Genomic DNA, 14,427 nt, shown 5'->3' on the forward strand with positions numbered 1-14,427 from the left:
AACAACACATATTCATATCATTCACCTCTATTTTCTTTCCAATTTTTATTTTATCATAAAAGGTTTTATTATTGTTGAATGTTTTTTTGTTGTCATTCTTGATAATATTCATCAATTAATAGTTTTAATTCTGGAACAAGATATTCTTGTTTACATGATTTATAAATTTTACCTTTTTAAAAAATAATTCCACCATTTTTACCACCAGCAATTCCTAAATCAGCTTGTTTAGCTTCTCCTGGACCATTAACAACACAACCTAAAATGGCAATTTTTAATGGAATTTTTAAATCTTTTGTATATTCTTCTAATTCTTTTAGAACGAGGAAAAGGTCATATTCTAAACGACCACATGTTGGGCAAGCAATTACATCAACAATGTTATCATAAAGTCCTAATGAATTTAACATTCGTTTAGCAACTTCCACCTCCGCTTATTGGATCAGTTGATAAACTAATTCGGATCGTATCACCAATACCATTAAAAAGAAGCGGTAACAAACCACTACATGATTTAATTGTTCCGGTATAATGACTACCAGCTTCAGTAATTCCTAGATGAAGGGGATAATTTCATTCTTGACTAGCTACTAAGGTATAAGCTTCAATTGCCATTAATGGTTCGGTTGCTTTTAAAGATAAAATAATATCATAAAAACTAAGATGTTCTAAAATTTCAATATGACGACGAGCACTTTCAATCATTGCTTTAGGAGTTCAACCATATTTATTGACAAGATCTAATAACAAACTACCAGAATTAACCCCAATTCGAATTAGAATCTTTTTTTCAAGACATTTTTTGACAACTTTTTTTGTATTTTCAATACTCCCAATGTTTTCTGGATTAATTCTAATTTTACTAATACCAGCATCAGCAGCAATTAAAGAAAATTCATAATTAAAATGGATGTCTGCAACTAATGGACAAGGAGAACGTTCAACAATTGTTTTTAAAACAGCAGCATCATCTTTTCATTTTTTGCACGCCCTTATCTTTTTAATCTTTTTGATATGTTATTGTAAATGGTGGGGGAAATTTTAAACACCAGTAGGGGATTTAAAATTCCACTAATAAACAACCCAGTATTTTAATTTATTACAAAATTGTTACCTATATCCTTTAAAATAATCATACGACTAAATGCAAAGAAATACAAGACTAAAATTAGTTTTTCATTATTTACGCTGTTTTGTTTTAATTTTATTTCAATTTTGTTCTAAAATGTAAATTGTAGGATAAAGTACAACAAATTTAAAAAAAATCTAAAAGTTATTTAAATCTTATTGAATTTTATTTTTTGAACTATATAATAATAAATGTCTAGGGAAGTATAAGAATTGTACTTTTATTAAATTAATAATAAACAGCACAAGTTTAGCCCTATTAATATGACCATACTTTGTATTATATTATCTTATACTTCATGGATACCTTAAAAAACAATCTCACCCGGGTTGTTTTTTTATTTTAATTGCTTTTTGATAAAAAAGAAGTTATGATATAAGTATAAAAATAAATGATATACCTGTATATACTAGTAATATGGTCTAGTGTTTCTACGTCTTACCATTGGAAAAAGACGCTATAGGTTAATGCTTTTGCTTTTTAAACATTAACCACTCATTTTAATGAAAAACCAGGTTGATCTTTTTGTTTTTACAAACATTAAGTAAAAAAGGAGCAAAAAATATGAAACGAATTTTACAAAGTTTGATGATGATAAGTATCATTGGCACTTCAGTGAGCAGTGTTTTTGCTTGTGTAAAGAAGTATAATTTTGATAATAGTATTTGGGTTATTACTGATGGGGGAACTGTAAATGATCTTGCTTTTAATCAATCCGCATGAGAGGGAGCAAGTAAATATGTTTTTGCACAAAAAAATCAAATTGTTCCACCACAAAATTGAAAAAGTTCAAACTGACGAGCAAGTTACTTTGAATCAGTTAATCAAACGCCTGGTGATTATAAAAATGCTTATATTACATCTTCAATTGCAGGAGCAAAGACACTAGTTTTACCTGGTTTCAACCATGGTAATAACATTGGTTGAGCAGCAGGTTTAGTTGATAATATTATTTATATTGATGGAAGTAGTCAAAACATTCATCTTAATATGAACCAGAAGGCACCATTAGCAAAAAATATTATTGGAATTACTTATCAAGCTGAAGCTTCTGGCTTTTATGTGAGTTTAGCAACAAGCATTTATTTAAATGCGCACCAAAATGAATATAATGGACACTTAAAAGTTGGTAGTTATGGTGGGATGGATAATCCAGTTGCTGTTTCAAATTATATGTGAGGTTTTTTAGTTGGAATTGATTTATTTAATACTATTATTAATTCTTCAGTAAATAGTAAATGAAATAATATAAAACATGATATATTAAACCAAGTTCAAAATATTAATCCAGAAATAACAACTTTACAATCAATTGTTAAAGTGCAAAATGTTTTAAAACAGAATGAATCATGATTTTCACAATCATTTCAAGCTGGTGATGGCAAAATTATTAGTGATGAATTATTAGCTCGTGGCGCTCATATTATTTTTCCGGTTGCTGGTGCACAAGTTCAAGATACAATTAATCAAATTAAAGTTAATAAAGTCAATGCTAAGATAGTTGGTGTTGATACCGAACAATCTAAAATTTATGGCGAAAATTATGTTGTGACTAGTGCTTTAAAACAAATTGCCACTTCAACTTTTGATGCATTAAAAAATATTTATTCAGCACAATGTGGGTATGATGCACAAAATAATATATGAGATGAGACAAAACAAACAAGTAATTGTTGAATTAATACTGACCAAACTTCTCTTGATCATCCAAGTTGGACAGGGATTGAAACAACAAAATGAGTTAAACAAGATTTAGTTGATTTTTTGCATAATACAACTGATGATTATAACAAAGATACTTTGTTTGATAAGATAGTAAAAATATTACAATATGCTTACAAAAATGGAATTGATAATCATTCCCCAATTTCCGCACATAATTTTACAAATACTTTACAAAATACATATGAAACACAAACAAAATTAAAAGCATATTTATTAGCAGCAATTGAAAAGGTGTTATAATTTTCTTAAGGCTTATTCATCAACTAAAAAATTATGATAAGCAGTTATTTATAAAAAAAAGAAAGTAGAATAATAAGATGAAAATAATTAATAATTTAAATAAACCTTTTTTTAATCCAACAGATGATGATTCTGATGATGAGAAAACATTTGAAGTTAGTGAACAAAATAAAAAAATCAAAAGTAATAATCAAGATATAACACAAAATAATGAACCTTTGAAAAATGATTTTTAAAATAATCTTAGTAAAGATTTTAAAGATATAACATTTGTTGAAAAAAATGATTCAAAAAGAGTTTTAGACAATAGACTAATAGTACCATTACCTAAAATTGAAAAATCAAAAAGATGGCGTGAATTGGCAGATAATCGGTTATCTTTTTTTAAAAATAATAAAATACAGCCCGAAGGAATAGGGGCTTCTTCTGCTAAATATTTAATTACAGAAAATATGTATCAATTAATTCATAATTTACCTAATTTTGCAAAATCACATGCATGTATTTTAGCACCTTGTAATATTTCAGGATTAGTTAGTCACAGTAGTATAGCGGATGGTTTGGGAAATAATTTTTTATTAGAGGTCAAAAGTAGTTCTCAAAATGTTATATACCGACGAATGGATGAGAGGTCTTTTAATTTAAAAGAAGGACAATTAATAGTGAAAACTTCTGATAATAAAATTAATCAAGATGTTGTTAAAAAAACAATGATAGAAGTTAAACAAAAAATTAAAGATTCGACAAATATTAAAGATTTATTTCAAAGTTTTAAAAGGAATGAACAGAGTGCTTTAAGTGATATTTTTTATTCAGATGTATCAACAAGAAAAGACTTTTTTATTTCTTATGGACCCCAATATTATCCATTTTTATTTGAAATTAAAATTCCTTCTGATGCTAGTAAAATGTACATTGTTGATTTAAATAAATATGGAACTACTTTAGCTATTTTAATTAACCAAGGATATAGTTTTAAATTTATTAGTTTTAGTATTATTCCCGAAAAAATTTGAGAAATAATAAAAATTAAACTTAAATTAGAAAAAAATTAAGAGGTTAAATGGGATATTTTATAAAATAATGGGAGTGTACCTCTTTAATAGGACAAAATTTTATTTATTTTATTTTTTTAATGATACCTAGTTGTATTATAAAATTCAATATATTTTTTAATAAAAATTATGTCTTTTATTTTATTTTGCGTATTATAATTGTTATAGAAGGTTTCACACTTTAATCTAGCATAGAAACTTTCTTGCACAGCATTATCAGCTGGAGTAGCTATTGCTGAGTAACTTATTTTAAATTTATATTTTCTACAGAATTCAATGTATTCTCTAGCAGTATAAATTGAGCCTTGATCTGAATGAATTATTAATTTCTTAAGATCTTTTTTATTTGAAACTGTTGCTATTGCTTTTAATAAAGTTTTTATTAATACTGAAGTTGTCATTGAATCTGAGATTGTATAAGCAATTACTTTTCTTGTTGCTAAATCAATGAATGAAATTAAATTGGATTTTTCAGTATGATTATTTTTAATGACAGTTATATCAGTACTTCATACTCGATTTGGTTTCAATTGGTTAAATTTACGTTTTAGTAAATTCTTTTTGTTTCTTTGACTTAATGATTTTTTAATATGACGGGAACGATTTTTTCAGTAGAAAGGTATAATTCCTTAAATAGATAAATTTTTCATCTTCTTATTCCATAGGAATTAAGAAATTTGTTATTGAGTTTTTCATTTTGAATAAGGGTAATAATTTCTTCATCGACTTTTATTAATGAAGTTTTTGTTTGTAAATAACGATAATAATTTGGGTAGTCGGAAAAAAGCTTATTTTTTATAAAAATTATAAATAAAGTAATTAAATACAAATTAAAGTAATCGTTTATTAGAGCGATTTTTTTATTTGCATTATTCATCAGATAGTATCTTTAAAATTAAAAATTAACCTATTTTACCCTACAAATTAGTTAATTTTTATAATTTCCTTTCTGTAATTTATTATATTTTTTCGGTTTAACAACTAATAATATCATTTTTTAATAAAGGTACTATCTAATGAATAATGTAATGCAATCTAAAACTTAATATTTTGATGCTTAAAGATGGATAACTCATCTATGGTACGAAGCTTTAAAGAAAGTGTGAAAACGATTGGATTTACTACTCCTATTTATTTCTTTTAATTCTCGGCAAGATTAATCACTTGCGAAATGTCAGAGCATGTGTTTTTTAGCTTGTTTTCATAAAAAGAGTGCTGTTAAACCGAAAAAAACAATATCGGACACTAAAAAACAAGAGGGTTGGAACTCCAAAAGGTTATTTTCTTTATATAAAAAGTTGTCTAGGGATGGATTAAGCTTAATTAATAACTGGGTAAATTTTTTTTTGTTTATTTCCGTATGGGGGTAAACTCTATCAAAATATCCTATCCGCCCCCGCTCACCTTCAAAGTGGAGCGGGCGGCGAAGTAATTAAATACTAAAATAAATTATTTACTAAATATCAAAATATTAACTAATAAGGGAATATTATCTTTTTTTACAGAAAGGAAAATATTTGATGAAAAAATGAAATAAAAAAATTAAAAATAAATTACAAGAATTAATGATATGTGCTTATCCAGTAACTGCAAATAATATTAATGATGAAATTTGATCAACAAATAAAAAAATTAAGGAGTATATATAATTACAGAATATAAAAGTTTGTATATTAATAAAACTTGAAATGAAATAACAACATCTTTTGATTGAGTTAATTGTCAACCTATTAATTGTCGTATTTCACATCATAAAAAGCATTATGATTTGCAATGTTTAGAATGAGCAAAAATGTACTTAATTTTATTTGAAAACAAGTGAGATATTATTGCTTCTTATATGCAACATTACAAAATTAACGATATTTTAGATTTAGCATCAGATGGATGAAAAATATTACAAATTAACAAAAAAATAAACCAGATAAATTAAAATATATTATTGCAATTGACCCTGCTGGAATTGGTTAAACTGGTATTATTATTTATAATGTTTTACAAAATAAAATAATTAATAATATTACTTTTAATTCCAAAAATGAAGAAGAAGCAATAAATAATATGTATTTAATATTAAATGAGTTTAAAAATAAAATTTGTTCTTATTTAAATAAAGTTATTTTAATAATTGAAGATTTTCAACTTCACAAAGGTTTAAAAATAAAAAATCCATTATCTACTTATAAATTCATTGGTGGTTTAAAAGTTTTATGCAAATATCTATTTAATTTAAATTATGTTTTACAATCACCAGTTGTTAAGAAAAATTATATTTATAAAGGAAACATTAAAATGACAGAGCACGAATTAGATGCTTGAAAACATTTACAATATTTTTTAAAAAAGGAAGTGATAAATAATGACAATAACAAAATCAATTAAATTTAACAAACTTAAAGAAGAAAATGAAACACTTAAAAAAGAACTTGCTGAAAAAGAGCAATAAATAAATAGTTTTAAACAACAAATAGATATGGCACATAATTTTAATCAAAATTTAGGTAGTGAAATTGAAGAATTAAAACAACAACAATTATATAAAGAAGATTTTTACAAAAATCCATATTCAACAGGTTCTATCGATTGAATATTAGTTGACAGTTCAAAATATGACAAATTATCTAATAAGGATGTTAAATAATGTCTTAAACAAAAAGTAATTTATCTAAAAAATCAATAACTAATAAACCTAAAATAAAAAATAAAAAAGTTAATAAGTTAGAATTAACTGTTAGATTACATGAAAATCCTATTAAAACAAAAATTAAGACTCTTGTTGCTGGTGGGGTTGAAGTTGATGCTTGTTTGACTAAATGTCAGTGAGAAGGATTAAATTACTCAACATTATCAATATATAACCCATCTGTTTTAACTGAGTTTTTGAAATTAAAAAAAGATGATGAGATAAAAATTAAAGGCTCAGATTTAATCAGTTAAATATAAAAACTAAACGCTATTTTTTGTCTTTTAGAGTAAATAGTTTTGAAATTATACAAAAAGCGATTAGAAAAAGAACAAATACAAATATTAAAAAATAGGAGGAAAAACAATGGCATTAAAAAATGTAAAATATGTTCTTATTAATGAAAATAGTGAACTTATTAAAAATGAAGATGGTAGTTTAGATATTAAAACTGCTGAAATTATTTTAGAAAATACTGCTGAAGTTGAAGAATTTAATTCAAGTAATTTAGAAAATAATAATCAGCAAATCAACGAACTACAAGCAAAAAATACTGAGTTAACTTCAAAAATTGAACAACAAACAATTCAACTAAAACAAATTGAAGTAATTAATTTTATTAATTCTTCAACTGATAATGAAGATTTTAAAAATGTTTTATTAAAATCTTATGATATTACTGATAATATTGAAATCATTAAAACACAATTGCAAAGTGTTTATGATGAATTAATTAAGGTACAAACAGTTAATACTGGAGGCGTACCAAAAGTAGTAAACAAAGAAAACAATATTTTAGATACAGACAATGTATTTAATAAATAAAAAGAAGGAATAAAAATATGGATCCAAAAACAATTTTTGGCGATATTGCTAATCAAGAAAAATTTAGTTGAGAAGCTTTATTTGCGTGAAAAGAAGAAAATAAATTTGGTTTAACATATAAAAGAAAGAAAAATATTAAATATAATGAAGGTTTGGGAAAAGATGGACAAGTATTTAATACCGATGATAATCTTCTAAAATATTCAACAGTAGAATTTGAAGATGGAGTTGTTGAATTAGATACAATTTTAACTTTTGCTCGTAAATTAGACCCTGTAAAAAATAATTTTAATCCTAATCTTTGGGCTGCCGATATTGAGCAAGCAATGGATACTGAGGTTGCTTATAAACGCAATAAAATTTTAGAAATTATTAATAAAGGAACAGTTACAACTATTCAAGGCAAAAAAGCAGATGATACAAATGCTTTACAAATTCATGATGAAATTATGGATAAAATATATGAAAACGGCTTTACTCCATCAGAAACAATTGTTTTAGGTTCGGCTGATTTTATTCGTGGAATTCGTAATAAATTACAGTTACAACTTGGAGCAAACGACCAAATAAATAGTGTAATCACAACAAGTGGAGCAATGAAAACTGTTGAAGGAACAATATACTATATGGTTCCTAAAAAATTACCAATTATTAATAAAGATGGTTCAGAAGGAACAATTGAATTATTACCAGATTGTGTTAATGCAATTGCCTTTAAGTTTAGCAAAAAATATGACCCTCTTATTTTACACAAAAAAGATCATACTCCGTTAAGAGTTGGTGCTGCTGCGTTAGGTACTGGAATGGGTAATACTTTGATTATGGAAAGAGTTTTATATTTAGGTGGAGCAGTGGTTGAACCAAAAGGAATTATTAAACATATTGTTTCAAAAATTGATATTAGTAAAATTAATAAATTAGATAAACCAACTATTCATGTTGCAGACCCAATAAAAGCAACAGCCGAACAGTTAAAACCACAATTTAAAAATGTTGTTTTAAAAGCAGTAAAAGCAGTAAATAGTTCTTTAACTGAAAGTCATTTTGATTACTTTATTGAAAGTGCTGGTGTTGATTGACCAATAAATATTACAAATGATAAAACTGTTGAAGTTCAAATTGAAGGTAAAAACAACGCTACTGGTCAAACAAATACGATTGATGTTAAAATTAAAAATTCTTAATAGTACTAAAAAATAGTACTTTTTCGTTTGATATATATGACAATTGGAACATCTAAAACAGCCCTTATTTATGCTGTTAAAAAAATCCAACTAGATTGTCAATCCAACAACAAGAAAAAAATTTTGGTTTACAGTTATTAGAATTTTTAGGAATTCAAGTTTTAGCACTTGGTTTATTAGTTTTAACTGGTGGTATTGCTTCGACTCTTGGTCTTGGTGCGGGATTATCTAATTTTGCCGCAGCATTTATCTCATTTGGAGTAGAAACAGCAACCGATTTTGCCGTAAATCAAATATACGATAAATTAACATCAGAAGTGACAGCAAAAAGTACTGCCTTAAATTTGCTACCAGCAATTGGTGGTATTGGAAAATTAACGCGTGCTGCTCGAACAACTAAAATTTTAAAATTAGCGAAAGAAACTAAACTACTTGAAAAATTAGGTGTAATAACTGCTAATAATTTAGAAGATGTTGTAAGACAGTTAGAGGTAAAAAGATTTTATCTGATAAATTAATATTTGATTTTACAAAACAAGCTAATAATGAAACTTTATTATATACAATTGGAAAATTAGCCCGAAATGATTTTTATAAGGGTTTTAAAGTTTCTAAATTAGAAACAATTAATAATTTATTAAAAATTGAAAAAAAATATTCAAAAAATAAGTCCTACATTAGTTCAAAAAATACCACGCATAAATGAAATAAATGCTAATAAATGATTGTCTGAATATGGATTAAATATTGATAAAATAAGTAAAATTAATACTAATGAGGTGATATAACATAATGACTAATCTTCATAAAAAGGTGTTGGTAAAAATCTACTATTAAATGCTAATTTAATGAGGGGCAGTAAAATATTTAATAATAAATTATTAAATATTTTTCATCAAACACCAATTAAATTAAATAAAATTTTAAATCATTAAAACCCAAATTTTTATATTCAAAAAGTAACTAAAAAATTATTAGCCCCAATTGAAAAACAAATAATTACTATTAAACAAAAAGTAATTAGTAAAATTACTGATAAAACTAAAAAAATATTATCTAAATTTGAAACTAAGGCTATTAAAAAAGGTCAATTATTACCTTTTGCTTATGGTTCTGATGCTTTTTTAGCAGTTAAAATTGTTCCATTATCAGTTGCGGGTGAAGTTGCTTTGACAATATATTATAAAAATCCTAAATATGTCCCTATTGTCATTATGACAACTTTAATCAAAGCAGAACAGTTTGTTTTAGCTCCTGAACCATTTAAATTCTATATGAACAGTGAATGGTTTATTGGTTGGGGATTTAAAAAAACAAGTTTGTTTAATTTAGTTTCTTTTGTCCCCACTTGTTTATCAGCAAGTAGTAAAAGATAGTTTTAAAATATATCGGACAATTGCTAAGATATTAAAAATGCAAGAACAATTTAAAAATAACTTTAATAAATATAAATTGTTAAATACGCTAGAAGATAGTGCGGTTACTAGTTTGTTAGGTAATGGACTAGTATTTCAAGCATATAAACAACTCAGAACAAAACAAGATTTAAACAAAACAATTAAAACAAAAACATTACTAAATAGTAAAAAATTTATATTAAAGAAAATATATTCTAAAAAAGTAAATGATAAGGAGATGATTAAATGTTAAATGAATTATGACAAAATGTTACTTTGGAAAATTATAATAATTTTATTCCAATGACAGATAAAATTACACAAGTTCCAGTTTGTTATAATAAGTTTTTTAAAGGTGATGTAGAATTATGATTTAAAACATTTGCTTTAAGAGCCCAAAATATGATTAATTCTTACTTAAACTATCCATTTTCAAAACTAAAGTTTGAAACATTTAAAGATCCATTATTAAAGAAAATTTGTATTAATATGGTGTTTATTACGATTGAGCATTCAACATTTAACCGCATTCCAATTGATTTTTTTACTTCGGCAAATATGAGTGTTGGTGATATTAATTATTCATCGCAAAATGACCCTATGATTACTTGACAAGGTCTATTGCCTACCTATGCAAAATCATTGGCTAATTTAACAACTTTAAAGAAAATGTTTCGTACTTTTCAAGAAGAAGATATTGATTTAACAATGATTGATTTAGAAGCATATTATACTCAATTAGAAGTTGATGCTTTAATAGAAAAAGAAAAAACTAAGATTGACAATAAAACTATTGTTAAAAATAACAATAATGAAATAAATGTTCCCTTTGATAATGATACTATTTATGAAAAAATGGTGTCTGAAAAGCAAAACAAAGTGGCAGTAGTGATATTAAAATTGATAATAAAACAATTATTAAAAATACTGCTGATGAATTAATGGTTTCAGATTTAAAACAAAATAAAATAACTTTATTACCTAATAGTAGTGGTCGTGTTAATGCTGATTTTAGTGCTGAAACTGGTGAATTAAGAATTTGAGACCCTAGTTTTGAAGGTGGTAAAAATACTGCTGATTATATGATTATTGATAGTACAGTTGCGGGAATTGAAAGTACTGATGATACATTTGGTACTACTAAATATTTAGATAAATTTTATTTACAGAAAAAAGATTTACCTAAAATATAAAATGATTGAAAAGTTGTTGATACTAGTGATTTTGTTCAAGATTCTAAAGGATATAAAATTAAAAATTTTAATAAGTCAGAATATTATTATCGTTTATGGTGTTATACAACGCTTGAGATAGAACTATATATAATTACGCATATAAACTTTAAAGGTCAATTAGCAAGTGGAATATCATATGGAGATAATCCAAGTCGTTGAATTACCATTCAATTATTTTCCAACGGTGAGTTTAAATTATCATCAATATCAAATAGTGTTGAAATTAAAGGATTGTATATTGAAAGAAAAAAAGTAAGTTAGGAAGGAGATGATTTTATGCCCAAAGTAACTATTAAAGATGTAATTATGTTTTTGAAAATCTTTGGAGTTTCATCATTGTTTTTTATCGCAGGAATTATTATTTGTTTTATAGGAGAAAAAACATTAGGTATTTCTTGACCAGCATATGTTATTGTTTCAGCAATGCTTATCGGAGCTGGAATTATAGTTTTAATTATTGAAACTATTAGATTTATCAAAACTCATAACAAACAACAAAAACAAGATAGTATTGAAGATGTTATTAAAAAAGAAGAAACAAAATAAAGAGGTGTTATAAATGGGATTGTTGCCAGCAAAAAAAAAAAAAAAGAATATGATATTGATAGTTATTATCTTAATTTAGCATCAACGATTACTAATCGTAAAAATGTTACTGTTCAAAAACATAATGAGATTTTAAAAAAAAGAATTTGTGAAGATAATGCTAATTTTTTAAATTCGCGAGATTTAGAAATTAGCATTTATAATCCACTTAATAATCAAAAAATAGATACTAAATTAATTAATAGCTTTTTAAAAATGCAGGACTTTACCAATAAAAATTGATATAACGAATATAAAATTAATAAGAATGGTAAGGGTGCATATTTTATTTTTGCTAATAATTCAAAACTTAATTTTATTACTATTGATTTTTACAATGACCAGTATGATGAATTAGGTAATTTAGTATCTTGCACTTTTGATTATGACCCTTATATTAAAAATGACCAGAGTATTTTTATTATTGAAAAATTAGAGATTGATGCTGTAACTAAACAAGTTAAAGTTATTAGAAAGTTAAAAACACGATTATATAGTACTATTACCGACTTATATATTGATGATGCTAAATGAAATAACTATATAACTTTACAAAGAAAAGAAATATTACCACTTAATTTTATTCCAATTCAAATTATTCCTAATAACCCTAATTTTGAGCCTTCTGCTCGTTATGGTAAACAATTTGCTAGTATTTTAGATATTATTACTGAAAAGATAATGTTAGATCCATTATTAAATAGTGGTAAATTTACTATTAATACTAATGTAGTTACTGGTGTGGTTGACCAAGAAATTAGTAAAATGCTGGCATCATTTATTGAAAATGACTTGTTATTAGTTGAAGGAGACCCTGATAGTAATTTTCAACCAGTAGACTATATTGCTGGTAATTTTAAAGGTGAACAATTAACTAAAATATATGATTGATTATTAACAAATTACTATAAAATAAATCGACATCATGTTCCCGCCATTGCTAAGGGAGCACAACAAACTCAGGCAGAAGTTGCTGCTGTAAATATTCAAACAAACGCATCATACGAACAAATGATATATATTAGAGAAATTAAATTAACTGAATTTATTATTAAGTTAATTAAATATGATAATGCTATTTTAAACAGTAGAACATTCAATATTAAAAATATTGACGAGTTAATTGTTGATGTTCGCTTACCAGTAAATGCTACTTTAAATAGACAATTAAAAAACAACGAAACTATTATCAATATTCCTAATGAAGAAGGAGAACAAGAATAATGTTAAAACCATCTGAAAAAATGTTAGCAAAATTAGCAGAAAATGATGAACTAATTGATTATTCAATTGATAGTATTCCGTTAGATTTTGCTATTCAATTACAGTATAGCGACCCCCATTTAGAACAATTATTTAGTGAAGACCGTGCTAGAATCCTTTATATTTATAAAATTAATAAAAAATTCTTGTTAAGACAAAGCAAAAACCAATCTTAAACTACTCTCAAAATAGCGTTAAAATAGGTTTTATTGACAAAGATGAATATATTAAAATAACTGGTTATGAAATTAGTGATTTTAATTTTAAATTACAAATTCAACAAAATACTACAGTCCAAGATAATAGCACAAGTTATGTAATGATTGAAGAAAAAGATATTTTAATTAATGATATTTCAAAAAAAGACAAAAAATTTTTAGAATCCTATGACTTAAAAATAGTATCTATTAATGAACCAATTACCGAAGACAAAAAAATGAATGTTATATCATTGAAGAATACAAACGCCCTTATTCACCTGATGGTGTTGATATTATTAAATCTACTCATTTAGTTAAAATAACTGACTTTAAATGAAAAAATCAAAATAGTATTCATTTAGTATTACATAAATCATTACCCGAAGATACTGTCTTTACTGGAATTGAAATTAAATATCCTAAATCAATGTTATTTGGAAATATTAAATGCTGAGGCAATGTGAATGGTGTTTATTCTTATTCACAATCAATTATTCAAAATGCTAACTTAGTACCCTTACTATCAATGCCAATTGAAACAAAACCTAATGTACGAATATTTCAATATTGATTAGGATATAGTTTTTTATCATGAGTAATTGCATTAAATTATATTGAGGAAAAGGATTGTTTAATTTTAACTAGTATAGATGATTTACCATCTAATAAACAAAAAAAGTATTTAATAATGTTAGAATTGCTAGTGGAAAAATAAATTTTACTGGAACTAGTGCAACATTTCCTTCAGAAGCCCCAAAACCAAACTGACCAGAAGGTAATCAAATAACTATAAAAGATAATGATTATGTTCAAGTAGCAAATTATTCATTAGGTATTGGTATTGGTACTCGTGATGTTGCAAAATGAGTATCAACAATTGAAAATAATAATGATAATAATTATGGT

At 25.2% G+C, this 14,427-nt stretch carries 25 protein-coding genes and 1 riboswitch; of the genes, 21 read left to right on the forward strand and 4 right to left on the reverse strand.

All coding sequences use genetic code 4. The annotated features are described in order from the left end of the window. Positions 1-176: 176 nt before the first annotated feature. Positions 177-410, reverse strand: coding sequence for a hypothetical protein (locus ACZ91P_RS07540; RefSeq protein WP_465158744.1), 234 nt, complete (start codon positions 408-410; stop codon positions 177-179). A gap of 4 nt (positions 411-414) precedes the next feature. Then, on the reverse strand, positions 415-1,014 hold the full coding sequence (locus ACZ91P_RS07545) for a flavodoxin-dependent (E)-4-hydroxy-3-methylbut-2-enyl-diphosphate synthase (protein ID WP_465158966.1): 600 nt from the start codon (positions 1,012-1,014) through the stop codon (positions 415-417). A gap of 495 nt (positions 1,015-1,509) precedes the next feature. Continuing rightward, positions 1,510-1,609, forward strand: a riboswitch (purine riboswitch). Positions 1,610-1,693: 84 nt separating this feature from the next. On the opposite strand from ACZ91P_RS07545, the gene ACZ91P_RS07550 reads away from it, so the two are divergent. The 3 genes from ACZ91P_RS07550 (at position 1,694) to ACZ91P_RS07560 (ending at position 4,149) form a co-directional block, all read left to right on the forward strand. Continuing rightward, the gene (locus tag ACZ91P_RS07550; RefSeq protein ID WP_465158745.1) at positions 1,694-3,094 is read left to right on the forward strand and encodes a BMP family ABC transporter substrate-binding protein; all 1,401 of its coding nucleotides are present in this window, start codon (positions 1,694-1,696) and stop codon (positions 3,092-3,094) included. Positions 3,095-3,171: 77 nt separating this feature from the next. Further along, positions 3,172-3,330 (forward strand): hypothetical protein, encoded by a 159-nt coding sequence (locus ACZ91P_RS07555; protein WP_465158746.1) that lies wholly within the window; start codon positions 3,172-3,174, stop codon positions 3,328-3,330. A gap of 123 nt (positions 3,331-3,453) precedes the next feature. Then, complete coding sequence (locus tag ACZ91P_RS07560; RefSeq protein WP_465158747.1) at positions 3,454-4,149, forward strand: ADP-ribosyltransferase family protein; 696 nt, start codon at positions 3,454-3,456, stop codon at positions 4,147-4,149. Positions 4,150-4,226: 77 nt separating this feature from the next. On the opposite strand, the gene ACZ91P_RS07565 is transcribed toward ACZ91P_RS07560, so the two are convergent. Beyond that, positions 4,227-4,679: a transposase gene (locus ACZ91P_RS07565; protein WP_465158748.1), complete on the reverse strand. Its 453-nt coding sequence runs from the start codon at positions 4,677-4,679 to the stop codon at positions 4,227-4,229. Positions 4,680-5,669: 990 nt separating this feature from the next. On the opposite strand from ACZ91P_RS07565, the gene ACZ91P_RS07570 reads away from it, so the two are divergent. From ACZ91P_RS07570 to ACZ91P_RS07635, 14 genes are all read left to right on the forward strand, one after another. Then, positions 5,670-5,798, forward strand: coding sequence for a hypothetical protein (locus ACZ91P_RS07570; protein WP_465158749.1), 129 nt, complete (start codon positions 5,670-5,672; stop codon positions 5,796-5,798). 17 nt (positions 5,799-5,815) lie between these two features. Further along, the gene (locus ACZ91P_RS07575) at positions 5,816-6,082 is read left to right on the forward strand and encodes a hypothetical protein (RefSeq protein WP_465158750.1); all 267 of its coding nucleotides are present in this window, start codon (positions 5,816-5,818) and stop codon (positions 6,080-6,082) included. A 128-nt stretch (positions 6,083-6,210) separates the two neighbouring features. Continuing rightward, positions 6,211-6,531 carry a hypothetical protein gene (locus tag ACZ91P_RS07580; protein WP_465158751.1) on the forward strand — a complete coding sequence of 107 codons (321 nt, stop codon included), beginning with the start codon at positions 6,211-6,213 and terminating at the stop codon, positions 6,529-6,531. Between the two features lie 91 nt (positions 6,532-6,622). Next, positions 6,623-6,790 (forward strand): hypothetical protein, encoded by a 168-nt coding sequence (locus ACZ91P_RS07585; protein ID WP_465158752.1) that lies wholly within the window; start codon positions 6,623-6,625, stop codon positions 6,788-6,790. Between the two features lie 164 nt (positions 6,791-6,954). Beyond that, positions 6,955-7,086, forward strand: a complete 132-nt coding sequence (locus tag ACZ91P_RS07590) for a hypothetical protein (RefSeq protein WP_465158753.1) — start codon at positions 6,955-6,957, stop codon at positions 7,084-7,086. A 112-nt stretch (positions 7,087-7,198) separates the two neighbouring features. After that, positions 7,199-7,657 (forward strand): hypothetical protein, encoded by a 459-nt coding sequence (locus ACZ91P_RS07595; RefSeq protein WP_465158754.1) that lies wholly within the window; start codon positions 7,199-7,201, stop codon positions 7,655-7,657. 17 nt (positions 7,658-7,674) lie between these two features. Beyond that, positions 7,675-8,841: a hypothetical protein gene (locus tag ACZ91P_RS07600; RefSeq protein WP_465158755.1), complete on the forward strand. Its 1,167-nt coding sequence runs from the start codon at positions 7,675-7,677 to the stop codon at positions 8,839-8,841. Between the two features lie 95 nt (positions 8,842-8,936). Then, entirely contained in the window at positions 8,937-9,359 is a 423-nt protein-coding gene (locus ACZ91P_RS07605) for a hypothetical protein (RefSeq protein ID WP_465158756.1), read from the forward strand. A gap of 126 nt (positions 9,360-9,485) precedes the next feature. Then, positions 9,486-9,629 carry a hypothetical protein gene (locus tag ACZ91P_RS07610; protein ID WP_465158757.1) on the forward strand — a complete coding sequence of 48 codons (144 nt, stop codon included), beginning with the start codon at positions 9,486-9,488 and terminating at the stop codon, positions 9,627-9,629. 381 nt (positions 9,630-10,010) lie between these two features. Next, on the forward strand, positions 10,011-10,217 hold the full coding sequence (locus ACZ91P_RS07615) for a hypothetical protein (RefSeq protein ID WP_465158758.1): 207 nt from the start codon (positions 10,011-10,013) through the stop codon (positions 10,215-10,217). Further along, positions 10,180-10,491: a hypothetical protein gene (locus tag ACZ91P_RS07620; RefSeq protein ID WP_465158759.1), complete on the forward strand. Its 312-nt coding sequence runs from the start codon at positions 10,180-10,182 to the stop codon at positions 10,489-10,491. Before ACZ91P_RS07615 ends, ACZ91P_RS07620 begins: the two co-directional genes overlap by 38 nt. Next, positions 10,485-11,180, forward strand: coding sequence for a hypothetical protein (locus tag ACZ91P_RS07625; RefSeq protein ID WP_465158760.1), 696 nt, complete (start codon positions 10,485-10,487; stop codon positions 11,178-11,180). Before ACZ91P_RS07620 ends, ACZ91P_RS07625 begins: the two co-directional genes overlap by 7 nt. Further along, entirely contained in the window at positions 11,180-11,431 is a 252-nt protein-coding gene (locus ACZ91P_RS07630) for a hypothetical protein (RefSeq protein WP_465158761.1), read from the forward strand. The genes ACZ91P_RS07625 and ACZ91P_RS07630 overlap by 1 nt, the downstream gene beginning before the upstream one ends. A 318-nt stretch (positions 11,432-11,749) precedes the next feature. Continuing rightward, on the forward strand, positions 11,750-12,019 hold the full coding sequence (locus ACZ91P_RS07635; RefSeq protein WP_465158762.1) for a hypothetical protein: 270 nt from the start codon (positions 11,750-11,752) through the stop codon (positions 12,017-12,019). A 65-nt stretch (positions 12,020-12,084) separates the two neighbouring features. On the opposite strand, the gene ACZ91P_RS07640 is transcribed toward ACZ91P_RS07635, so the two are convergent. Then, entirely contained in the window at positions 12,085-12,216 is a 132-nt protein-coding gene (locus ACZ91P_RS07640) for a hypothetical protein (RefSeq protein WP_465158763.1), read from the reverse strand. Positions 12,217-12,274: 58 nt separating this feature from the next. On the opposite strand from ACZ91P_RS07640, the gene ACZ91P_RS07645 reads away from it, so the two are divergent. From ACZ91P_RS07645 to ACZ91P_RS07660, 4 genes are all read left to right on the forward strand, one after another. Continuing rightward, positions 12,275-13,282 carry a hypothetical protein gene (locus tag ACZ91P_RS07645; RefSeq protein WP_465158764.1) on the forward strand — a complete coding sequence of 336 codons (1,008 nt, stop codon included), beginning with the start codon at positions 12,275-12,277 and terminating at the stop codon, positions 13,280-13,282. Continuing rightward, positions 13,282-13,497 carry a hypothetical protein gene (locus ACZ91P_RS07650; RefSeq protein WP_465158765.1) on the forward strand — a complete coding sequence of 72 codons (216 nt, stop codon included), beginning with the start codon at positions 13,282-13,284 and terminating at the stop codon, positions 13,495-13,497. Before ACZ91P_RS07645 ends, ACZ91P_RS07650 begins: the two co-directional genes overlap by 1 nt. A gap of 143 nt (positions 13,498-13,640) precedes the next feature. Further along, positions 13,641-13,835, forward strand: a complete 195-nt coding sequence (locus ACZ91P_RS07655) for a hypothetical protein (RefSeq protein ID WP_465158766.1) — start codon at positions 13,641-13,643, stop codon at positions 13,833-13,835. A gap of 113 nt (positions 13,836-13,948) precedes the next feature. Next, positions 13,949-14,236, forward strand: a complete 288-nt coding sequence (locus ACZ91P_RS07660) for a hypothetical protein (RefSeq protein ID WP_465158767.1) — start codon at positions 13,949-13,951, stop codon at positions 14,234-14,236. The last annotated feature ends 191 nt before the right edge of the window (positions 14,237-14,427 follow it).

It is taken from the genome of Spiroplasma endosymbiont of Halictus nicosiae (assembly GCF_978018445.1).